This is a genomic window from Candidatus Desulfovibrio trichonymphae, from assembly GCF_002355955.1.
Classification (GTDB): Bacteria; Desulfobacterota; Desulfovibrionia; order Desulfovibrionales; family Desulfovibrionaceae; genus Desulfovibrio; species Desulfovibrio trichonymphae.
In genome coordinates this window covers 1,048,351-1,070,294 of record NZ_AP017368.1, presented here as the reverse complement: position 1 = coordinate 1,070,294, position 21,944 = coordinate 1,048,351, and the positions used below count along the sequence as shown (strand labels likewise).

The following is a 21,944-nucleotide window of genomic DNA, read 5'->3' as shown; positions in this document are numbered from 1 at the left end:
TTATTGCTCCATTTCACGGCCCCGTGCGTCAGCCGCCAGCACAGCATCCACAATAACGCCGACAAGACCAGCCCGATCTAGGTGGTTGACTCCGGCAATGGTCAGACCGCCGGGTGAACACACCTCGTCACGCAATTGCATGAGTGGGGCCGGACGTTGCGCGGCAAGGCGCGCGGAACCGGCAAACATGGCTGTGACAAGCTCTCGCGCTTCGCGGTGTGCAAAACCGAGCGTGACCCCGGCCTGCACAAAACCCTGCATCATCTGAAAGACATACGCCGGCCCTGCGCCGATAAGCGCGGAAAACGCGGTAAAACTCGTCTCGGGCAGCGTGACGCACAGTCCAAGCGCGCTGAAAACAGCGAGCACTTCCTCCTTTATGCCCGGGCTCAGGCCCGCATCTTCCAGGCAAAGGGCAAAAATCCCTGCGCCGATAAGTGCGGGGGTATTGGGCATGCACCGCACGACAGGGCATTGCCCGCCCGAGTCCTGTTTCAGCCGTTGCACGCCAACGCCTGCGGCGACAGAAATCAGAATTTTGTCCCTTGTGAGCGCTGGACGCATTGTTTTAAGTACTTCAGCAGCCTGGCGGGGCTTGACGGCCAGAATGATGATGTCCGTGTCACGGGCAAGGGCAAGGGCGTCGGTTTTGACGGCCACACCCTTCTCTTCAAGGGGGCGCATACGCTCCAGTGTGCGGTTAAACCCGCAGAAGGAGTAGCTGCTGGCGAGCTTTGCCGTCAGCCCGGTCAGGATGGCGCCGCCTATATTGCCGCACCCCACACAGCCTATAACTTTGTTCATATATCTTCCTCTCGACTGGCATGGCGTGCCGGATGGTGGTGTATTGCACTGCTACGGTTTGATTTCCTGCATTTTGGGCAGATTTTTGACGATCTGCAATGCCATGCGCAGCTGATTGTCGCGGGCGAGCTGTTCCTTGCCTTCGTCATTGTTGTTTGTGTTCTTTGATTTTTTATTTTTGCCGTTTTCCAGATGGCGGTTGAGATCCTGCTCGCGCACCTGGAAGCGCGGGTTGTCTTTGTCATCGGAACGCGGATTTTCAAAGGGCACTTCCATGTCGGGCACTATGCCTTCTGCCTGGATGGAATTGCCGTTCGGGGTGTAATAGAGGGCTACGGTGAGTTTAAGCCCCGAGCCGTCGGCCAGGGGGATGATTTTTTGCACAGAACCCTTGCCGAAAGACCGTTCTCCCAAAATCAGGGCTCGTTTTTGATCGCGCAGAGCGCCGGCCACAATTTCCGAGGCCGAGGCAGAGCCGGCGTTGATCAGCGTCACCATGGGTGCGCGCGTGTCGTCAGGCTGGTTTTCCGCCTCATAGGCGTTGCCCGTGTGTTCCTTGCGTCCTTTGATGGAAACAATGACCCCCCGCTGCAAAAATACGTCGGAGACGCTGATGGCCTGATCCAGCAGGCCGCCTGGGTTATTGCGCAGGTCAAGCACAATGCCTTTGATGCCGCCGTTTGCCTTGCTTTCTTTTTCCGCAGCCTTGAGCGTGTCTTTGAGTTCTTCGGTTGTGCGTTCGGAAAAGCGCGTCAGCCTCACCCAGTAATAGCCGTCGTCCAGTTTTTTTGATTTGACGCTGATCAGCGGTATGGAGTCGCGCACAATGCGCACTGTTTGCGGTGTCTTTGCATCGCTGTGCAGAATGGTCAGCTCCACTTCACTACCCTTGGGACCGCGAATGCGGGAAACGACTTCCTGCAGCGACAGTTCTTGGGTGGCCTGCCCGTTGATGGACAAGATGACGTCGCCGGTTTGCATGCCCGCGCGGAAGGCCGGGGTGTCCTCAATGGGCGTTACGACGACAATCTGGCTGTTTTCAAGGGAAATTTCAATACCGACGCCAAAAAATTCACCGGATGTGTTCTGCTGCAGTTCTTTGTATTCTGCAGCGTTCATGAAGGTGGAATGCGGGTCAAGGCCCTGCAGCAGCCCCTTGACGGCGCCGTTAATGAGAACACTTTGCGTTACGTCTTTCACATAGTGCCGTTCAACAAGGTCGAGCACTTGGCTGAAACGTTTGAGGACGTCATATTTGCTGGGGGCTTCTTTTGCTGGTTCTTTTTTGTCTGCCGCCGCTGGCGCGGTAGTCATCACGGCAAGTGTTATGCAGGCCAAAAAAAGTTCCAGAATACAGATGCGAACGAAAACACACATACAACGGTCTCCACGACGATAGAGGACAAGCAGGGCATATGGCAATCAGTGGCGTGAGAGTACTCTTTTCAGCTTAAAAAGCAATGCAAAAAGAATCGCAAAAAAAGAGAGCTGTCTTCGTCACACCCGCCAATGCGCATGACAGCATATTTAAAAATGAAGCAAAGCCGGAATTGCACATAACGGCTTTATACAGCAATTTTTGCAAATTGCAGAGCGTCCAGATCACCAGCGAACAGCTTCACAATGTGCCGGATTTTTGTCTCATTAATTTTTAAATGTGCCGCCTATTTGTTTTTCATTGGTATATCTGGCTCGTTAGGCATTGCCTAGTAAGTTGGTCAGGCATGACCCAAACGCATATATACTCAACTATCTGATTATGTTTAATTATTACTGCTAATCAACGGGCATAATTGGGACAATTTCAGGCTTTAAAATCTCGTTTTTTTACAAAGAGTGATAACGGCGTCAAGGACGCGGCGAAATGAGACTTTCACCCTTGTGATAATTTTTGATATTTTTGTTACACAAGAACAACAGATTACCGATATTAAATCATTGAAGAGCGAATCTCCCGGCAAAACAGCCTGTTTGACAGCGTCCCGTTTATCTGCAAGAAGAAGCGCAGGCATACCCTGTTTGACCGCAAACCGAAAGTCACCATGAATAACCTATTCCCTTCCCTGTCAAAACTGCTTCCGCCGCTCGCGCTGGTATTGCTGATCATCCTTTCCGGCTGCGGGCTGACGGCCGACGCGCCGGCCCTGTCCCCATCGCTGGGGCCGGTGGAGGCCTTCATGATTTCCGCTGAGCCGGGGCAGTCCGCACAGCTTGACGATCCCGTTTTCGGCACCGATGTGCGGGTTTCGCTGGAAGGCACCTTCACTTCGGCAAAAGGCGAGAACTGCCGCCGCGCCACCGTGCTCGCCGACGGGAAAAAAGCTGAAGTGGCCGTCACCTGCCGTGATGCCGCAGGACAGTGGACGCTGGCGCCGCGCGTCTGGGGAGAAGGCGGTATATGACGATGCGGCGCTTCTGCTTGACGCTTGCGCTGCTTTGCCTTCTGCCCGCCGCGGCGAGCTTGGCCAACGATGAGCTCAACCCCTACGGAGCCAATCTTTTTCAGGGCAACTTCTCCAGAAACGCCGGGGCCGACGCCTTCATGCCGGGCGACCGCGCTGTTGTGCGCGTGTGGGGCGGCAGGCACACGGTAGATGACATTTTTGCCGTGGACAGCGATGGCCTCCTGACGCTGCCGGGAATAGGCGCACTGCCTGTCGCGGGCATTCCGCGCAATAAAATTGTGGATGACCTGCGCAGCAAACTGGCAGCTGCAGGACAAAGTGACGCGCAAATATACGTGGCGCCGCTCGACACGGGTACCGTGTCCGTTTTTGTGACGGGCGGGGTTGTCAGGCCCGGCCGCTATCAGAATTCTTCCGGCGATTCCCCGCTTGCCTTTCTGGACAGGGCTGGCGGCATTGACCCGGCGTGCGGCAGCTACCGCGCCATACGTCTTGTCCGCAATGGGGCCGTCGTGCTGACGCTTGACCTCTATCCCTTCGCCCGGCGCGGCGAGCTCGCCCCCGTGCGCATGCAGGATGGCGATACGCTGGTGGTGGACAACAAGGGACCCAGCGTCGTCGCCGCCGGCGCGGTGCGCAACCCGGCCCGCTTTGAATTTCTCAAGGGCCAGGCCACGGGCGCGGCGCTTGTGGAACTGGCGGAACCGGAAAAACGGGCTTCGCACGCCTCAGTCAGCGGCACGCGCAACGGCTCGCCGTACAACACCTATCTGCCTGTCAGGGATCTCCTCCATCTGCAGCTCGAAGACGGCGACAGCATACAGTTTTTCGCAGACGCAACGGGCAACGCCGTCTTTGTCTCCGTGGAAGGCGCGGTGCGTGGTGCTTCGCGCTTTCCGGTCCGGCGCGGTGCAAAGCTCAAGGACGTGCAGAACTTTATCGCCGTGGAGCCTGAACGCGCCAACCTCGCTGCCATGTATGTCAAGCGCAGAAGCGTGGCGGCCCGACAAAAAAAAGCCATCGCCGACTCGTTGCGCCGCCTGGAGGAAAGCGCGCTGACAGCATCTTCTGCCAGCGCCGAAGAGGCGCAGATCCGCTCAAAGGAAGCCGAGATGCTGATGAAGTTTGTTGAACGCGCTAAAAGTGTTGAGCCGGAAGGCGTTGTGGTGCTCGACAATGGAAATGACAACGGCAATCTTGTGCTGGAAGACGGCGATGTTATTGTTATTCCGCCAAAAAGCGACGTGGTTTTGGTGAGCGGCGAGGTTATGGCGCCGCAGGCCATGCTGTGGAGCAAAAAGAAAAGCCTGGGCGATTACATTAAAGGGGCGGGCGGTTACGGCGCGCGGGCCGACAGGGACAATGTGCTCATCATGCGCCAGAACGGCGCGGTGTCGCGCGACGGCGACGACATCGCGTCCGGCGATCAGGTGCTGGTGCTGCCGAAGGCGGAATCAAAAAGTATGCAGGCCATGAAAGACATATCCCAAGTGCTCATGCATACGGCCGTCTCGGCCCGCGCCGTGCTGGGCCTGCCCTATTGATTGTCGAGCCTACCGTCATGCTGAAATACACAGCCTCCTTAAAGAACAATTTTTGGCAAACGCCTCCTTGATTTCAAGTAAAGTGATATCCGGTTTTTCCCTGACCATCTCAACGAGATGAACGCATTCCTGTGGAGAGAAAGCTTTTGCCATGTCGCGGCGCAAATGTGCCTTCTTTTTTGAATGCGTGAACCCACATGGGGCTTGCTGGTGCGGAAGTGCTGCACACAGCTGATTTACCTGACATGGTTGAAGATTTTAATAAAGAACGCTAGAGCCTACAGATAGGGCGAGAATATCCAGCAGGCCGCGTTGCGCAGTTTGACCGGCATAGGCTGACGCGACAGATCTGCCAGTGATATTTCGCGGCTTCGGGCAAGAGTGCTGTCAATATGTCCGGCGAGTTCGGCATGCAACACCTGATCAAAGATTTCCATATTCAATTCAAAGTTCAGGTGCAGGCTGCGTGCATCCATATTGGCTGATCCTATTTGACAGTAAAAATCGTCAACGGTAAGCAGCTTGGTGTGGGTGAAGGGCGGCGGTTGAAGCCATATGCGCACGCCGGCTGTCAGGAGATTGGGCAAAAGGCGGAACATGGCCCAGTGAACATACGGCAGATTGTTTTTTGCAGGCAGAGCTATTTTGACAGCAACGCCGCGATACGCCGCTGAGCGCAGACAGGCCATAATATCGTGTGAAGGCAAAAAATAAGGCGTCATAATGCGTACGGAGTGTTGTGCGCTGCTGATTACGCCACAGAACAGCTCGTTTAGAACCTCTGTGTCAGAGCCTGGTCCGTCCATCACAATGCGGCAGCGGCTTTCACCTGCGGATTCCGGCATGTCGAAGACCAGCGGATCGTATTTTCCTGTTGTAAAGCCCCAGTTGAGCAGAAAAGCGCGCCGCAGCTGGTGGACAACAGGCCCCTGACAGTGAAAATGTATGTCTTGTACGCGGTTTTTTTGACAGTTCTGAAGATTGTTGTCGGAAATATTCATGCCTCCGGTAAATGCCGTATTGTCGCAAATCAGTATTTTACGATGATTACGCAGGTTTATGTTTAAATTGGGAGGAAAGAGGCAGGGGGCGAGAAAAAGTTCTACGCGTACGCCGCGGGCGGCAAGTTTTTTCCAAGGTTTGTCCCGTGAATAGTGTGAGCCAATGCCGTCCACCAGCACACGCACATCAGCGCCGCGATCTGCGGCGTTTGACAGGGCTTTGACAAATGCCGAACCTGACATGCCGGCATTGAAGATATAGGTCGTCAGATAAACGTGATGTTCGGCTTTGCGTATGGCCGCAATCATGGCCGGATAGGCTTCGTCCCCGTTATGGAGAGGTGTGACCGCATTTCCGTCGCTCAAATGCAGATTGGTCAGACGACGGCCGACAAGTTCTGCTGCGGCGATATGCTCCGGAATGTGTTCCGGCGGTGCTGTCGGGAAGTCAGGATGAGCGTAGTCGGGCTGGACAGCGGCAAGATGCCGCATCATTCTGTTCGCGCGACTTTCTGCACGGCTCATCCCAAATAGGACATAGAGCAGGGGGCCTACAAAAGGCAGCAACAGGGCAGTAGCTGTCCAGCCGAGAGCCGACCGCGGGTCGCGTTTTGTCAGCAGCGCGTGGCAGATGGCGATCCATGAGATTGCGTAACCAGCTGAAAGTCCCAGTGTTTCCAGAAGCAGCATGAGTGTATTTTTGCCAGCCTCGTCACTCGCGTGGCGTGAGCGCAATGCGGTTGCGTTCAACAGCCGCCACGAGTTCCGGCAACAAATCTCCGAGCGCGTTCATATCACTGGCTCTGGCGGCCCGTTCCACACATCGTGCCATGCGGGCCAGCACGCGCAGGCCGTAATTGTCTGATTCCGCGGCTATGCGTCTGGCCGCGTCGCCCACCATTGGGGCGCGCCGCTGCGCAAAGGCCGATTGTGCGTCTTCTATAGCCCTGTCAAGGTGCTCTACCAACAGCAGCATTGTGCTGTCCGTTATTTGCCGCTGACGCGAGGCCTTGTCCTGCGGCTCGTTGCTTTGCGTCTGCCCGGCATCGTGTCTGACGGGATCGGCGTGTGTCACTGCTGTCTGACCTGTCACAGAAAGCGGCTTTGACGGCAGGGGCGCGTGGGGCTGACCGGGAGGGGAACTCGTCATATTGTCGGCTGTGGGTACAGACACGCCCTGCACAGTTTGGGTGCGCGATGAAGCCGACGTTGTGCCGGCAATAAAATCCATAAAAGAGGCTGTGCCGCAGGGGGCGGGTGCAGCAGCCATGCCTTCGACCGTTTTCGTCGTCGTCCGCTGCTGTTGTGTTTGAGTGCCCGCCGTGCTCGCGTTGGCGGGGACAATCCGGGGGGGCTGTGCTGGCTGCGGCATTGCGGCACTGGAGAGATGCCGGCGCAGTCCGGGTTTGGTTGCCGTTGGATGTGTCTGTTCCGGCGGGCTGGGAGCGGCGGGCTGTTCTTGCGAGGCCGGAGAAAGGGTCTCAGCGGGCTTTTCTGTTTTACTCAGAATTGCTCTGGCGGCCTGGAGTCCTGCGTCCATTTTGGGTGACATATCCAGCAAAGAGAGCGGCTCTGTGTCAGGAAACCCGCCAAACAGGCTACCTTTTTGCTTCGCCGTGCCCTTGTCGGCAGCGCCTTTAGGCGGATTATTGCGCAACGACTCGGCAAAGCTCAGCAAATCCGGCAGGGCAGTGAGATCGGGGATTTTGACGCTTGACGTTTCTCCGGGCGGCGCATCAGCAGAAAATAAATCCGGCAGCGGCGGACGACCGACCGGCGTTGCCGCGCTTTTCTGGGCCGGGGAGGCATTGTAGCCCGGCACAGGGCTGTCTGTCGACGTTGAGACCTTTTCCGACATTTGCGGCAATTCCAAAAGTTCGTCGGGCGCAACGGCTTTTACCGCAGACATTTTGTCCGCCGCGGCTTCATGAAGAATTTCTTTCACTGTTATGCAGAACGCTTCGCTGTCCACAGGTTCCAGCAAGGCGTGAGTAAAGCCTGTATGGGCCATATCGTCCCAATGACTGTCGTCCTTGGTGATGGCCAAAAATTTGCAGAACGGCAGAGACGCGGCTTTGGCCTGTTCCGTAAACTGCTGCAGCAGGCTGGGCGCCGCGTTGACAAACTGGCCCTGAGCAATCAGCAAAAGCGCGGGATTCGTTTGATGTATCTGAAGCGCTTCGTGTAGACCGCGCACTTCGCTGCTTCTGCAGGGGAGTGATTTCAGCATGTGGGCCAGAAGTTGCCTGTCAACAGCGCCTTCCGCCGTGATAATGACATGGGGCAAATTCTCCCAGGCGAGCTCGGATCCCTCCATTTCAAGATAGTTGAGGTGGAGTGTGAAGGCTATTGTTGTGCCCTGCGGGCCGCATTCCAAGCCAAGAAAGCCGTTGTGCGCGCCGGCCAGTTCCCAAGTGCGCGTCAGGGCAAGACTTGAGCGGTTTTGCGGCGGCATCCCCGCCCCTGTGTCTTGAACGGTAAACAGCAGATGTCCAGCATCTGCGCTTTCCGGGACACGCCGCACGGAAAACTGTACAGCACCGCGCTGTGTGGCGTGGACCGCACTTTCCAGCAGCAGAGAGAGGGTTTCGCTGATCGCCTCCGCCTCACCTTCGTAGGTATGTCCAAGATGCGGAGGCATGTACCAGGCAAGGCCTATGCCAGCGGCTTGCGCCATTGAAGACGTGCTGTCGTGCACTTCACGCATCAGCTGCTGCAGGTTGAACACCCTACGGTCAGTTTGTTGCGCTGTCTGCGGGGTGGCGCTGATAATGCGCGTCATCTCCTTGGCGGCGTCAAGCATGTTTTTTACATATTGACGCACAGCCGGGGGCAGTGCGCAGTGCTCTAGGGCGGCGCCTTCCCGCATCAGGTATTCCAGGGGGATGCGCAGGGTGTCCGATGCGGCCGCGGCAGGGGATGCGCCGCTTTTCGGCGCATCCCCTGTTTGCGGCAGGACGAGCCGCAGATTGGGATCGTCCAGAGGCTCACCTAGATCGTAACGCGTCGTCATTGACGTTGTCGCGGCTCCCGCGCTGGTTGTGGATGCGGATTTTTCCCTGTCGCCCAGGGCGGTTGTCGTTGCAATGAGCATTGCGCCGAGCGCTGTGCCCCAAAGAGGCGCGGCGGCAAGCAGAGTTGCGGAGAATCCTCCTGCAGGAAACAGAACCCCCGCTGCTGTGAACAGCGCGGATAAGAGGCAGGCCAGCAAAAAACGTTTGCCGCCCGGAATGCCCATAATGCAGGCCCTTAGGGCGCTGGGCGCAAAGAGCAGTGTTCCTGCGGGCCAGAGATCAACATAGCGGGCAGTCCAGCTGAACCACGGCAGCAGCGGCAGTATGGCCAGCGCCGTGCCGGGCAGGGAGAGCAGCAGAAACTGTATATCCAACGCCCGGCTTTTACCTCCCAGCAGGTGACGCCCCGCGTGGGAGAGGAGCATCAGGGCTATACCCGGTAAAAGCAGAGCGGCTGCTTCGCTGATGCCCGGACGGTCGTTGCCGAAAGCCGGCATGCCTGCCACTGACTGCGCCAGCGCCGCTCCCACATAAAGGGCAGTCCAGAGGCGCCACTGGCCTTTTTCGGTTAGAGCGCGCAACAGGCAGAGCACCATGACCACGGCAAGGGCCAGCGCGGCGGCGGTGCGTGAAAAGTTGCTCCATGCCTTGTTGGCTGCGTCCTGCGGAGTGCGCAGAGCGGGCGAGAACCATGGCCCCGGCAGCCCTTCCATGCGGATAAAGCAGGTCAAGGCTTCTTTCCTCGCTTCGGGCAGCAGCACCGCAGCACGGCGCGCGATTGGCGTTTCCCCCCATTCCGGCGCGCCGTTCACCGGATTAACAATAGGAGCATACAGGACGGGCGCGCCCGGCACGCTTTCTCCCATATCAAGCAGAACGGCGGTGGGGCGGGTTTTTTCCGGCAGCGGCGCCAGCGTGAAGCGCAACCACATAACAGCGCTTTCGCGCGGGAGCTTCTGAAGGATCAGCGGGTGAAAGGCCTGAGTGTTTCCCGGCGCGGCGACTTCTTCAACGTCCATATCACCGGTGCCGTCCAGAAAATAGTCAAGGCACGGCAAAAACGGCAGATTACCCGCCTGCGGCATCTCCGGCTGCAGGGGCATTGCCGCCGCGGTTGCGCGGGGGAAGAGAAAGATGGCGCACAACAGCAGAATGGACCAATACAGTATGGGACGCATGGTGCTGGTCATATGTGCCGCCTGTAAATAACGTCCTGAAAGATTTGTTGTTCGTGTCATTTTCGTGTCGTCGGCTCCGGCTCCGCGCAGTTGTTTGTCGTCATGTTAGCCTGTTGCCGGGCGAGAAGGCAATCCCGTTTTACGTTCCCGTTACTGCAAAAGCTTGATCATTTCGGAGACGGGATGACCGTCAGGCGCACGGGCGTTGGGGTTTTTGTCCAGCAACTGACGCCAGACGCGCAATGCCTCTTCCTTGTTGTGTATATCATAAAAGAGCACAACGCCTTCGTTGAACAGGGCGTTTTCATGGCCGGCATTGAGGTCGACGGCCTTGCGAAAATTTTCTACCGCCTTGCTGTACTTCCCCGCGTCACGATACATGATACCGAGATCAGTGAGCACATCCGGATTATTCGGGAAGAAGGTCAAAGAGCGCTCATAGGCTGAAATCGCCTGCTGTGTCCGGCCTGTGTCGAAATATAGATTGCCCAGTGCTGTCCAGCTCGCGGCGTCATCAGGATTGCGCAGGATTGTCTTTTCCAGCTCAGTAATTTTGTTCGCTATGGCGGGCGGTATGGGCGGCGTGCCGGGATTCTGCGAAGTCCGCGCGGGCGACGGAATCACATTTTCAGCCTGTATTTTTTTATTTTTGTCAGAGTCGGGGAGCGGCGCTTTCTCCAGTTCCTCGCGAATGGCGCGTTTCATGTCCTCGTCGGCGTTCGCGTCATGCAGGCCGGTGCTCAGGTGCCGCACTCCCCGCGGCGTGTCGCGCAGAAAATAAAGATAGAGCACGCCGAGGCTGTAGCGCAACGCGGCCGTGTCTTTGATAGTCAGAGCTTTTTCCAGTGTTTCGGCCGCTTCCTTGTGATGGCCCAGATTGTGCATCACAATACCCAGCAGATACAGCGGACGATGGTCCTGCAGGTCAAGAGACACAGCGCGTTTGGCAAAAGTTTCCGCAGCCTCCCAGTTCTGGGCTGCAATCAGCGCTTCCACAAGGTGTATCAGCACATCCGTATTTTGCGGCTCTTTCGCGGCCTGTTGCATCAGCATGCCGATATTGTCGCCGGCTCCGTCCGCGTTGACGACTGTCGGATCGGGGGGGCGCTGTACGCTGAGCTGCGGGTTGTGGAAGTTTTCCGTCAGGGCGACAAAAAGCATGGCAGCAAAACCCAGAGCCAGCAAAAGAATCAGGACACGCGTTGAACCGTGCGGCCGTTGTGTGTCAGCCATGACGGAGCGTCTCCCATTGTGTCAGTCGCGCCGCCAGATCGTGTTGCTGCAGAGCCAGAAAAATCAGGTATGCGCCAAGGCCGATCCAGATGACGGCATTGGTTATGATAACCCATACAAGCGTATTATCCATAAATAGATAATGCCTCCGTGCGACGATGTGCCGCGGATGCTTGTTACTGTTGTGGCGCCGCAGATGCCAGCGTATCCAGTCTGTCGTACAGATCAAGCTGCCGTTTGCGCAGCCAGAGCAGCCCTGCCCAGAAAAGGCCGAAAGAAACGACGCAGCCCAGCGCCGTCAGTTTCATTTCCGGTTCCAGACCGCCGCCTTTTGCCGCGAATACAGCGGGATGAATAGACCTCCATATTCTGGCTGAAACAAAGACAAGAGGGACATCTAAAAACGCTACGATACCCACAACCGCGCAAACCAGACTTTTACGCTGCGGCGGCGGATTGAGACCGCGCAGCACCAGATAACCCGCATAAATGAACCACATGATCAGTGTGGTTGTGAGGCGGGGATCCCACGTCCACCAGACGCCCCAGGCTTTGCGGGCCCAGAGCGTGCCGGTGACAAGCGCAAGCCCGCTCAGCAGGACTCCTGTTTCCGCCGCCGCGGCGCAGAGTCTGTCCGCGCCGGGCGTGCGTTTCAAAAGATAGCTGACGGAACCGACAAACACGAGAAAGAAGCTGAATAAAGCCCACCAGGCCAGAGGCAGGTGTATGTAAAAAATTTTTTGCGCCAGGCCCATCGTCGCTTCTGTAGGTGCATAACTGTAAATCAGCCACTGGCAGCAGGCAAATGTAAGGCTGCCGGATAAAACAAGCATTGCCGGCACAATGGAAAGACTGCGCATCTATTCTTCTCCCGCGTAAATGAAGCTGAAAAGCAAAAGGCCTACAGCCAGAAAGATCGCGTCAAAGGCGCAGGCAATGCCCATCCACGCGTCGGGTCCGTTTGAAGAGTGGTTGCCGAAAGTCTGCGCGTCGACGCCTATGCCGGCCAGTAAAAGTGGGGTGAGCAGGGGGAAGAGCACGATGCTCAACAGTGATTCGCTGGCTGCCTGGCCTTGCGCCAGCGCGCCCAAAAGCGAACCCAGCGCGCACATGCCCGTGTCCACCAGCAAAAGAATCGCCACGGCTGGCGGCAGAGGGCCGTGCAGGCTCTGTCCGAGGAAAACAACAGCCGCAGGCAGAAAAAGCAATTGCGCGAACAGAAGCAGGACAAAACCCGCTATGGCCTTGCCGAGCCAGACAGCCAGTATGGGCGCCGGAGAGAGCAGAAGACCAAGGTGGGAGTTGTTGATTTCTTCCAGCGCATATAATTGATTGAAAATCAATACCTGGCAGAAGGTTGAGCTCAACCAGAAAACCGCCGCCGCGCTTTGTGGACTCAGGTTTTCGCCCACCTCCTGTGAAAGGCTGAAAACGAAAAAGAGGAGAAGCCCGAGCAAGAGCGCCTGCATAAGGCCGTTGCCCCGCCAAAGCGTTAGGGAAAGGTCCTTGCGGGCCACGGCAAGCGTCAGGCGCAGCATGTCTGCTCCGTTCCACCGGCAAGTTCTCTGAAGTGTGTGACCGGGCCGTTAAAAGCCAGTTTGCCCGCTTTTAAAAACAGAACGCGGTCAGCAAGCGGCGCGTCGTTGACCAGATCATGACTGACCAGAGTGACGCAGGCACCGCGCTTGCGGGCGGAGAGGATTTCCTGATGCAGGAGCGCCCGTGAAGCTGCATCAAGCCCAGCGCCTGGTTCGTCCAGCAGGAGAATGTCCGGTTCAAGCATGAGCACGCGCGCCAGATTGAGGCGTTGGGCCATGCCGTGGGAAAAAACGCCAGCACGTTCATGAGCATGGGCGGCAAGGTCCACGCGTTCAAGACCGGCCAACAGGTCGGCAGGGACGATGTCCAGGCCGTAAGCCTCACGCCAGAAAGTCAGGTTTTCCAGTGCGGTCAGAGTGGGATAGACAAAGGTGGCATGGGCGAGGTAGCCCACGCGCGGTGCGGGCATTGTAAAATGCGCCGTGCCTGAGCTTGGGCGTGAGAGACCGGCCATAATCCGCAGCAGGGTGCTTTTCCCGGCGCCGTTATTGCCTGCCAGCAGGGTTATGCTGCTGGCCGCGCATGTGCAGCTCACATCCCTGAAGACAACTTTATGGCCGTACAGCCGGGCGACGCGATGAAGCTCAAGCATTGTGCAGGGATCCCCTCAACAGCCGTCGCGTGATTGTCGCCGGTGTTCGTTTTTGGGGCGGCGCAGACACAGCAGGGGGACAAGACACATAATCGCGCCACCTATCCACAGCCAGTTGACCATGGGTTTCACGCTCACCTTGATAAGCGCGTTTTTGTCCTCGTCGAGACCTAGCAGAGAGGCGTAGATTTCATTGCCGAAACTCGGGATAATATCCACTTCCGAGAACTGGCTGTTGCCGAATTTGTCATATATGCGCCGTTCCGGCGCGACAATGCCGATGTTTTTGCCTTCCCTGCTTATTTGCAATTGACCTGCAATGTATTCATAGCCGGGTTGGCGGCCGTTTTTGATGTCAAGCAGGGTGGCGGTATAGCCGCTTGCCTGAGCAGATTGTCCTTTGGCGAGCAGTAAATCCGTGTCCTCGGCGTACGGGCCGGAAAATGCAATGCCCAACGTCACCAGCGCCATGCCCGCATGCGCGCCCACAGACCCAATGCTGGAGGGATGGCGAAAGCTGGCCTGATTTTTGAATATTTGTCCTGTGTTTACCAGTACGGCTATGGCGGCCGCAGCTGCGATTTGCGAGGTCGGCTGCCGGTAGCCGAGAACCCAGAGCGTCGCCGCACTCAGTATAACGCAGCCGAGCATGACATAGAATGCGTTTTTGTTGCGCAGGCCCCCGTTCCAGCCAAGCCACGGGCAGACGGCCATCATGACGATGACAAGCGCCCCCAACGGCAGACAGACACGGTTATAGAAGTTCGCGTCAGGACCACGCGGGGCGGCAGTCCAGATTTTGCTGATTTGCGGCCAGAGTGTGGCGACAAGGATGATGCCGGCAAGCGCAAGCAAGACCCAGGCGGCCAGCGTCAAAAAACCTTCGCGGCTGTCCGGTCCGGCCAGCGGCGTGCCGTTATGCCCGGCAAAAGCGGCTGTCCAGAAGGCGACAAACAGTCCGGCGAGCACAAAGACGCTCAGCGGCGTGCCAACAGTGCCGTCGCCGAAGGCGTGCACTGAATCAATGGCCCCGCTGCGCACCAGACAGGTGGCAAAAAAGGCGGACACAGTGGTCAGAACCATCATGATCACATTGACGCGGCCGAGTTTGTTGCGGCGGTCTTCGATAATCAGCGTATGCAGGGATGCGGTGCCGATAAGCCAGGGCAGCAGAGACGCGTTTTCCACAGGGTCCCATGCCCAGTATCCGCCCCAACCCAGTTCCATATAGGCCCACCATGCGCCAAGCACAATGCCGGCCGTTAAAAAGAGCCAGGCCAGAATGATGAATGGCCGTGTCAGACGAAACCAAGGGTCTTCCGACTCGCTCTTGTCCGCAAGGGCTTGCGCCAGAGCGAGGCAGGCGGGCACGTTGAAACCTCCGTAGCCCAGAAAGAGCAGCGGTGGGTGGAATATCATGCCGGGATTTTGGAGCAGCGGGTTTAAACCGCTGCCGTCCCGCGGCGCCGGGGTCTGCATGACAAAGGGATTGCTCCATGTTGTCAATATCAGTGCGAAAAACGCCATGATTGCGTAAAAAAAGACCCAGTGCCACAGGCGTGTTGACGGGGCAAGGGTTTTCCAAGATCGTGTCGCGGCAAAAAGGGTGCCGCTTATGCTGACTGCCAGCGCCCAGAATAACATGGAACCCTGCTGACCGGCCCAGAAAGCGGTGAGGCGGTAAAAAGGCGGCAGAATCAGGTCGGTGTGGTCGGCGACGTACTGTAGTTGAAAATCATGCCGGTAAAGCGCGTGCAGCAGCATGTCCGACGCCAGCAGCAGCGCGAAGGCAATGACCCCATGGCATTTTTCGATGAGAGGCAGCATGTCGCTGCGCCTCTGCCAGAGCTGGAGCAACGCGATGCCGCCGCCGCCCAGGGCACAGATCAGAACCAGAAATTGCATGGCGTAGGCAAAAACGTACATGGCAAATCCTGTGCGGGTGAAGAACCCGGAGTGATGTCAACATGGACGAAAAATTGTCAGAAAATACGAAACACCCGCAAGGCGTCAGCTTTTGCGGCTTTCCTTCTGATATTTGGACGGGCATTTTGTCATCAGGGTTTTTGCCATAAAACGGCCTTCTTGTCCCAACCCGCCCTCGACAATAACCTCCGCGCCGGCCTTGAAGGTGTCCGGCACGGCGCCGCTGTAGCTGATAACTATGGTCTGGCCGGCATTGTCCCTGTCTTCCAAGCAGAAGGTGACACCCGCACCGGTTCTATGCTTTGCAATACCTTCCTGCGCCACGGTGCCGAAGAGCCGCGCCCTCGTCAGTTTGTCCGGCGAAGCGGCTTTGGCTTCCGCCACGTTCAAAAAGTAGACGCTGTTCTCCGAAAAACCGGAATGGATGAGATAGCCGCCGCCGCCCGCAAAGAGCAGCAGCGCCACCAGATAAAGGGAAGTGTTTGGGTTGCGCGCCATGCGCGAATGCTCCAGCGTTATCCTGTTTAGAGAAGTAGGGTATGTTAGCCCATTTTGTTTTTTCCCGCAAGCTGTGAACGTATTGAAAGGCCGCGCCTGCTGAAAAAAGGAAGAAAAGACGAATATAGGGGTTTGTCAATCCGGGCAAATTGTTATATGGACGAACACCCTCCGGATTTGTCGGGAGCTTGAAGAGTTTTAAAGTGAAGATGTTTTCATGGAAACACAGTCTGTTGCAGGACGGAACTGATCGTGACTGTTCGCCGGCGTGCTGATCATCTGCTTTTTGAACAGGGTCTGACGGAAAGTCGCGAGCAGGCCGCGCGCCTGATTATGGCCGGGAAAGTCGTCATGGCTCCGGCAGTTGGTGAAGACGCGCCCCGTTTGCAGAATGCCCCCGGGCCGGCGTCTGTGGCAAAGCCGGGACATTCCTATCCTGAGGGAACGAGATTTGTGCTGCTGGAGAATGAGCCCTATGTAAGCCGCGGCGCCTATAAACTGTTGACGTTTCTTGATGCGCTGCGGCTCGACGTGCGGGGTTTTGTCTGTCTTGACGCGGGAGCCTCCACCGGGGGCTTTACCGACTGCCTGTTGCAGCGTGATGCGGCGCGTGTGTATGCCGTGGATGTCGGGTGCAATCAGCTGCACGAAAAATTGCGGCGGGACGCGAGGGTGGTCAGTCTGGAGGGCGTCAATCTGCGTTGCGCGGCGCCTGATCTGATCCCTGAACCGGTGGATATGGTGACGGTGGATCTTTCTTTTATTTCTTTAACGCTTGTTCTGCCGTCCTGTATGTTCTGGCTGAAAGACGGCGGGCGTATGGCCGTTTTGATCAAACCGCAGTTTGAACTGGGACCGGGCGAAACAGTCAGGGGCGTTGTGCGTGATGAAGCAGCAAGGCGGCGCGCGGTGGAGAAGATTGTGACATTCTGTATCACCGCGCTTGCTCTAGTCTGTGACGACGTGCTGCCCGCGGCCGTCAAGGGCGCTAAGGGCAATCAGGAATATATGGCGCTGTTTACGCGATAATACCGGCTGTCAGATCGAAAATTCGCCTTGAATGTCGCTTCAGCGCGGCAATGTACATGCGGTTGTGAAGGGCGGCTGTTTTGCTGAACGGCGTGCATGGCTCCGTACAAAGCGTAGGGCCGACTCCCTGTCCGTCACGTCTCCGGCAATCTGCGCCTGCAGCAGGGCCTCGCGGATAATGCCGACCTGCGGGCCGGGGGCCAGATTGGTTTCGTCCATGATTTCATTGCCGTTAAGGAGGGGTTCGAGCATCTGTTCCGGTGTTTCCGCTCTGTCCAGATATTTCATATTGTGATTGAAAGAGGTGCAGCCGCCGTCGCGGGCGCACATGTCCGCCCGCGTCATGGCGATCAGACGTGGGTATTCGTCAAGACTTTTGAAGCGGCGTATGCCCCTGTCCGTCAGCATAAAATGAAAGCGCATGTGATTGTTCACAAGGTGGCAGAGCAGGTCAATGTCTTCCGCATTGAAGTGCAGCCGTCGCAGAATTTTGCGCGTCACCTTGGCGCCGACCCTGTGGTGCTGATAAAACGTCCACTGTCCGTCGAAAAATTCACCCGTATAGAGTTTGCCCACGTCATGAAACAGCATGGCCATAGCGCCGAGCCAGTCGTAATGAAAATTTTCTTCCGGGTAAAGACGCACGCAGTTGAGTGTGTGATCAAAAACGCTTTCCACCTCTCCGTCGTCGTTGCGCTGCTGGCGTATGCAGGAAAGCGCGGCCACCTCGGGAATCAGACCTTGCAGTATATGCGCGTCATGGAGCAACCGCACGAAACGGTACAGAGATTCGGCGGCCACCTTGCGCCATTCGTTCATGATATCTGTCAAGGCCACATAGTCCAGCACGCGTGTCGCCGCGCGCACGATGGCAAGCCATGTGTTGGGCTCAATGGGTATGTCGAAATTGGCCGCAAAGCGTAAGGCCCGGATAGCCAGCAGGTAGTTGTGGCGCAGGGTTTCGTCCGGCAGGCCGGTAAGCTGCACCGCGCCTTCCCCGAAATTTTTAAAGCCGTCGTAGGCGTCGCCGCTCGGCGGCGGGCTGCCGAAATCCGTCAGCCGCAATTGCAGGCGGGTTTTCGGGTCCATCAGGCTTGTCATGCAGGGAGTGATACGCAGGATTGAGAGTTCCGGGTGAGCTGCGTCCGCAATTTCAAGCGGATAGAAACGAAAAGTCAGGCCGTTTTCTTCCATTTCGGCCAGAGCACGTTTTTCCGCTTCCCTGCGAATTCTTGGGAAAAGTTTGGCCAGCATGTCCGCGTCCGGCTCGCAGGCGATAGCGATATCCACAGACGACTGGCGCGTTTTCTTCAGCAGTTGTTCCTGCAGCGGAGCGTTGATCACATACGCGTCATAGCCGTTACGCAGCAGTATTTTACAAATCGCAATGGCTTCCCTGATCGCATTTTGCATGCTTCTCTCCTTGCTGAACTTTTATACTATGCACGGGAGGGGGGCGTAAGTCAATCGTCTGCCGCGTTCATTTTTTACGGGATAACTTTTGAGGGTCATATTTCTGAGAAAGATCTTGACAGGGGACAGTACAGCCATTATACAATAATTGTTTGAATGTTCAACTGTTCAATCGTTGGAGGTTATTTTGATGAGCGCGTATGCTGTTGATCTTGACAGATGTGATTGCAACACCATCCATGAAGAAGTCGTCGCCGGGGCGCGGGTGCGGATGCCGGAAGAAGAAATTCTGCTGGAATTGGCCGACCTGTTCAAGGTGTTCAGCGATTCCACGCGGGTGAAAATTCTTTGCGCTCTGCAGTATTCGGAAATGTGCGTGTGCGATATAGCCGTTCTTCTGGGAATGACGAAATCGGCAATTTCCCATCAGCTCCGGTCGCTTCGGCAAACCAGGCTCGTCAAATGTCGCCGGGACGGCAAGGTTGTTTATTACTCTCTGGACGATGAACATGTCGGCAATATTTTTGCGCAGGGGGTGCTGCATGTCCGTGAAAGACAGTCTGTTTTTTAAGGCTCCCTGCTGCTCGGACCGTGTCCCCGCGCAAGGGAGAAAGGCCAGCAGGCTGGCAGGCGTGGAGCAGGGCGCGAAGGCTTTCTCCCGGAAGCGATGGCTGCTTCGCGCTGGGTTCAGCGTCGGCGCGGCGTTTTTTGCAGTCGGAATGCTTGCTGATTTTGCGTACCCGTATAATCTTGTCATATTTCTTGCCGCGTATTTGCTGGCGGGCGGTGAAGTTCTGTTCCGTGCTGTGAAAAATATTTCCGGCGGACAGGTGTTTGATGAAAATTTTCTTATGAGCGTTGCGACCATCGGAGCTTTTGCCGTCGGGGAGTATCCGGAAGGCGTGGCTGTGATGCTATTTTATCAAGTTGGTGAGGCATTCCAGGAGATTGCTGTCAGTCGTTCACGCAAATCCATATCCGCGCTGATGGATATCCGCCCTGATTTCGCCAATCTGAAAATCGGGAGCGACGTGCGCAGGGTCACTCCGGATGAGGTCGCCGTTGGAGACTGTATCGTTGTCGGGCCGGGCGAAAAGGTTCCGCTGGATGGTGTTGTCGTGGAAGGGCGTTCCGCGCTGGATACGTCTGCGTTGACGGGCGAAGCCTTGCCGAAGGACGTTGCGCCCGGCTGCGGGGCGCTTTCCGGCTCCATCAACAAAAACGGCCTGCTGACCATTGAGGTTTCCAGAGAGTTCGGCGAATCCACTGTTTCAAAAATACTTGATCTGGCGCGAAACGCCGCCGACAGGAAATCCGCAACAGAGCATTTTATCACGAAATTCGCGCGGTATTACACGCCCGCTGTCGTATTCGCGGCTTTTGCTCTGGCGTTTGTTCCGCCATTGCTCGCGCCGGGCGCACAGTTTGCCGACTGGATAAATCGCGCGCTTGTGTTTTTTGTGGCGTCCTGTCCCTGTGCGTTGGTCATTTCCATTCCACTCACTTTTTTTGCCGGCATCGGCGGCGCGTCCCGAAGCGGCATACTCATCAAGGGCGGCAACTATCTTGAAGCCCTTACCAATGTGGACACAGTGGTGTTTGATAAAACAGGCACGCTGACAAAGGGCGTTTTTACCGTGACGCGGGCGGAAGCGCTGAACGGCTGGACAAAGGATGAACTGCTTTGCTTTGCCGCTCATGCCGAAAGCCATTCCACCCATCCCATTGCTCTCTCCATACAAAAAGCCTGGAAAGGGGAGATTGACGCGCAAAAAATCGCCGATTATGAGGAAATTGCCGGGCAGGGCGTTCGCGTTTGGATAAACGGCAAAACAGCGCTGGCCGGCAGCGGCGGGCTGCTTGACGCGGACGCTGTTGCCCGCCCTGACGTTGATGCTCTTGGGACTGTCGTGTATCTTGCCGCTGATGGAATTTGCGCCGGGTATATCGTGATTTCAGACGAGGTCAGGGCCGACAGCCGACAGGCGATCAGGGACATTGAAAGCCTCGGAGCCAGGCGTATCGTCATGCTGACAGGAGACAGCAGGTCTGCCGGCGAAACAACGGCGCGGGAGCTTGGGATTGACGCTGTTTATAGCGAATTGCTGCCTCACCAAAAGGTTGAACGGCTGGAAGTGCTGGCAAAATCTAAAATCGGCAGGGGCAAGGTGGTGTTTGTGGGTGACGGCATCAATGATGCGCCGGTTCTGGCGCGCAGCGATGTAGGCGTCGCCATGGGTGGTGTGGGCTCTGACGCGGCGATTGAAGCTGCTGACGTCGTTCTGATGACAGACGAACCGTCAAAGCTGATTTCGGCTGTCCGCATTGCCAAAAAAACGCGCTCTGTTGTCCGGCAGAATATCGTTTTTGCGCTCTGCGTCAAGGCGGTTGTTCTGGCGCTGGGCGCAATGGGCATTGCAACGATGTGGGCGGCTGTGTTCGGCGACGTCGGCGTGTCTGTCCTTGCCGTTTGCAACGCCATGCGCGCCTTGACATTTCCGCGCGGGGTTTTTCTGACACGACGCGGTGCTCAGTCGCCGAAGTTGTTGGCTTCCTGTTTGACCCCGAGAGCGATCTTCCACAACAGGGACAACACCAGAGCGCCGACTGCATAAATGCCAAATGTGACGGCTGTTTCCCTGAATGTCGGCATATAGGGAGTGATGGTTTCATACATATTCGGCGTAAAACCGCCGATCAGAAGCCCGAGGCCCTTGTCAATCCAGGTCGCCGCCACCAGCATGGCAAGCGCGAAAGGCAGCAGGGCGTGATTGTTGCGTAACGACGGGGGGATCAGCAGCGCAAGGGAAAGAAAGGCCATCGCCACCGCGGCCCACATCCAGCGGCTCACCCAAGCAAGGTGTCCGCCGTGCCCCGTAAAGAGGAAGGAGATGGGCTCCTGATGGCCCGGAATATTGCTGTAGAAGGCGGTAAATAGTTCAAGCAGATAGAAAAAAACATTTATGCACATGGCATAGACAATGATTGTGGAAAGGGTTTTGACGGCATCTTTGCCGGGGTCAAAGCCTGTGAGCCGGCGCGTAAGAAAGACCAGCAGCAGCAAAATGGCCGGGCCGGAACAGAATGCCGAGGAAAGGAAGCGCGCCGCCATGATGGCGGTAAGCCAGTAATGCCGGCCGGGTACGCCGGCATACAGGAACGCCGTAACAGTGTGGATGGAAAAAGCCCAAAGAATGGAGAGATAGATGAGGGGCTTGATCCATTTGGGCGGTTCCACGCCCAGACGTTCCGCTTCCAGGGTGACCCAGCCGATAACGATGTTCAGCATGAGATAGCCGATAAGCACCAACATATCATAAAACATGACGGAATTCGGCGCGGGATGGAGTATGACGTTCAGCAAGCGCTGTGGCTGGCCCATATCAACCACAATAAACAGGGCGCACATGACCACGGCCGCCACGGCCATAAATTCACCGAAAATAATCATGCGCTTGAATTTTACATAGTGGTGGAAATAGGCGGGCAGCACCAGCATGACGGCCGAAGCCGCCACACCGACAAAATAGGTGAATTGCGAGATATACAGCCCCCAAGACACGTCCCGGCTCATGCCGGTGATGGTCATGCCCGTCCGCAATTGCTGCAGGTAAACAAGGCCGCAGCCCGCGATAACGCAGAGCAGGAAGAGCAGCCACGCATAATAGGTCTTGGGACCGGAAAGCAGTTTTTCAAGCATGGCCTGTT

Annotated in this window: 18 protein-coding genes; 5 read left to right on the top strand and 13 right to left on the bottom strand. The window is 56.7% G+C overall.

Going from position 1 to position 21,944, the window contains the following annotated elements; all coding sequences use genetic code 11:
* Together proC and RSDT_RS05130 are read right to left on the bottom strand one after the other, a co-directional pair.
* Positions 1-804 carry a pyrroline-5-carboxylate reductase gene (gene proC / locus RSDT_RS05135; RefSeq protein WP_096399824.1) on the bottom strand — a complete coding sequence of 268 codons (804 nt, stop codon included), beginning with the start codon at positions 802-804 and terminating at the stop codon, positions 1-3.
* Between the two features lie 51 nt (positions 805-855).
* Positions 856-2,181: a S41 family peptidase gene (locus RSDT_RS05130; RefSeq protein WP_096399823.1), complete on the bottom strand. Its 1,326-nt coding sequence runs from the start codon at positions 2,179-2,181 to the stop codon at positions 856-858.
* A 665-nt stretch (positions 2,182-2,846) separates the two neighbouring features.
* Here RSDT_RS05130 and RSDT_RS05120 point away from each other — a divergent pair.
* Both RSDT_RS05120 and RSDT_RS05115 read left to right on the top strand, forming a co-directional pair.
* Positions 2,847-3,206, top strand: coding sequence for a DVU3141 family protein (locus RSDT_RS05120; protein ID WP_096399821.1), 360 nt, complete (start codon positions 2,847-2,849; stop codon positions 3,204-3,206).
* Positions 3,203-4,753 (top strand): polysaccharide biosynthesis/export family protein, encoded by a 1,551-nt coding sequence (locus tag RSDT_RS05115; RefSeq protein WP_096399820.1) that lies wholly within the window; start codon positions 3,203-3,205, stop codon positions 4,751-4,753. The genes RSDT_RS05120 and RSDT_RS05115 overlap by 4 nt, the downstream gene beginning before the upstream one ends.
* Positions 4,754-5,031: 278 nt before the next feature.
* On the opposite strand, the gene cls is transcribed toward RSDT_RS05115, so the two are convergent.
* The 9 genes from cls to RSDT_RS05070 form a co-directional block, all read right to left on the bottom strand.
* Positions 5,032-6,504, bottom strand: coding sequence for a cardiolipin synthase (gene cls / locus RSDT_RS05110; protein ID WP_331712851.1), 1,473 nt, complete (start codon positions 6,502-6,504; stop codon positions 5,032-5,034).
* Entirely contained in the window at positions 6,467-9,958 is a 3,492-nt protein-coding gene (locus RSDT_RS05105; protein ID WP_231941811.1) for a sensor histidine kinase, read from the bottom strand. Before RSDT_RS05105 ends, cls begins: the two co-directional genes overlap by 38 nt.
* A 138-nt stretch (positions 9,959-10,096) precedes the next feature.
* Positions 10,097-11,179, bottom strand: coding sequence for a tetratricopeptide repeat protein (locus RSDT_RS07495; protein WP_231941810.1), 1,083 nt, complete (start codon positions 11,177-11,179; stop codon positions 10,097-10,099).
* A complete protein-coding gene (locus RSDT_RS05095; RefSeq protein ID WP_096399817.1) occupies positions 11,172-11,312 on the bottom strand; it encodes a CcmD family protein in 141 nt (46 codons plus the stop codon). Before RSDT_RS05095 ends, RSDT_RS07495 begins: the two co-directional genes overlap by 8 nt.
* Positions 11,313-11,355: 43 nt before the next feature.
* Positions 11,356-12,039, bottom strand: coding sequence for a cytochrome c biogenesis protein CcsA (ccsA, locus tag RSDT_RS05090; protein WP_172414417.1), 684 nt, complete (start codon positions 12,037-12,039; stop codon positions 11,356-11,358).
* Entirely contained in the window at positions 12,040-12,717 is a 678-nt protein-coding gene (locus tag RSDT_RS05085) for a heme exporter protein CcmB (protein ID WP_096399816.1), read from the bottom strand.
* Positions 12,705-13,370 carry an ABC transporter ATP-binding protein gene (locus tag RSDT_RS05080; RefSeq protein ID WP_096399815.1) on the bottom strand — a complete coding sequence of 222 codons (666 nt, stop codon included), beginning with the start codon at positions 13,368-13,370 and terminating at the stop codon, positions 12,705-12,707. The genes RSDT_RS05085 and RSDT_RS05080 overlap by 13 nt, the downstream gene beginning before the upstream one ends.
* Positions 13,371-13,385: 15 nt before the next feature.
* Positions 13,386-15,296 carry a heme lyase CcmF/NrfE family subunit gene (locus RSDT_RS05075; protein WP_096399814.1) on the bottom strand — a complete coding sequence of 637 codons (1,911 nt, stop codon included), beginning with the start codon at positions 15,294-15,296 and terminating at the stop codon, positions 13,386-13,388.
* 84 nt (positions 15,297-15,380) lie between these two features.
* Entirely contained in the window at positions 15,381-15,794 is a 414-nt protein-coding gene (locus tag RSDT_RS05070) for a cytochrome c maturation protein CcmE (protein ID WP_096399813.1), read from the bottom strand.
* 252 nt (positions 15,795-16,046) lie between these two features.
* Here RSDT_RS05070 and RSDT_RS05065 point away from each other — a divergent pair, with 252 nt between their 5' ends.
* Positions 16,047-16,823 (top strand): TlyA family RNA methyltransferase, encoded by a 777-nt coding sequence (locus tag RSDT_RS05065; RefSeq protein WP_231941809.1) that lies wholly within the window; start codon positions 16,047-16,049, stop codon positions 16,821-16,823.
* Positions 16,824-16,862: 39 nt separating this feature from the next.
* Here the strand turns inward: RSDT_RS05065 and RSDT_RS05060 are convergent, their stop codons facing one another.
* Complete coding sequence (locus RSDT_RS05060) at positions 16,863-18,236, bottom strand: HD domain-containing protein (protein WP_096399812.1); 1,374 nt, start codon at positions 18,234-18,236, stop codon at positions 16,863-16,865.
* Positions 18,237-18,426: 190 nt separating this feature from the next.
* Between RSDT_RS05060 and RSDT_RS05055 the strand changes: the two genes are divergently transcribed.
* Together RSDT_RS05055 and RSDT_RS05050 are read left to right on the top strand one after the other, a co-directional pair.
* A complete protein-coding gene (locus tag RSDT_RS05055) occupies positions 18,427-18,807 on the top strand; it encodes an ArsR/SmtB family transcription factor (RefSeq protein WP_096399811.1) in 381 nt (126 codons plus the stop codon).
* A complete protein-coding gene (locus tag RSDT_RS05050; RefSeq protein WP_197702098.1) occupies positions 18,779-20,851 on the top strand; it encodes a heavy metal translocating P-type ATPase in 2,073 nt (690 codons plus the stop codon). The genes RSDT_RS05055 and RSDT_RS05050 overlap by 29 nt, the downstream gene beginning before the upstream one ends.
* Here the strand turns inward: RSDT_RS05050 and dsrP are convergent.
* The gene (dsrP, locus tag RSDT_RS05045) at positions 20,767-21,936 is read right to left on the bottom strand and encodes a sulfate reduction electron transfer complex DsrMKJOP subunit DsrP (RefSeq protein WP_096399809.1); all 1,170 of its coding nucleotides are present in this window, start codon (positions 21,934-21,936) and stop codon (positions 20,767-20,769) included. The two genes, RSDT_RS05050 and dsrP, sit on opposite strands and share 85 nt — an antisense overlap.
* Between the last annotated feature and the right edge of the window lie 8 nt (positions 21,937-21,944).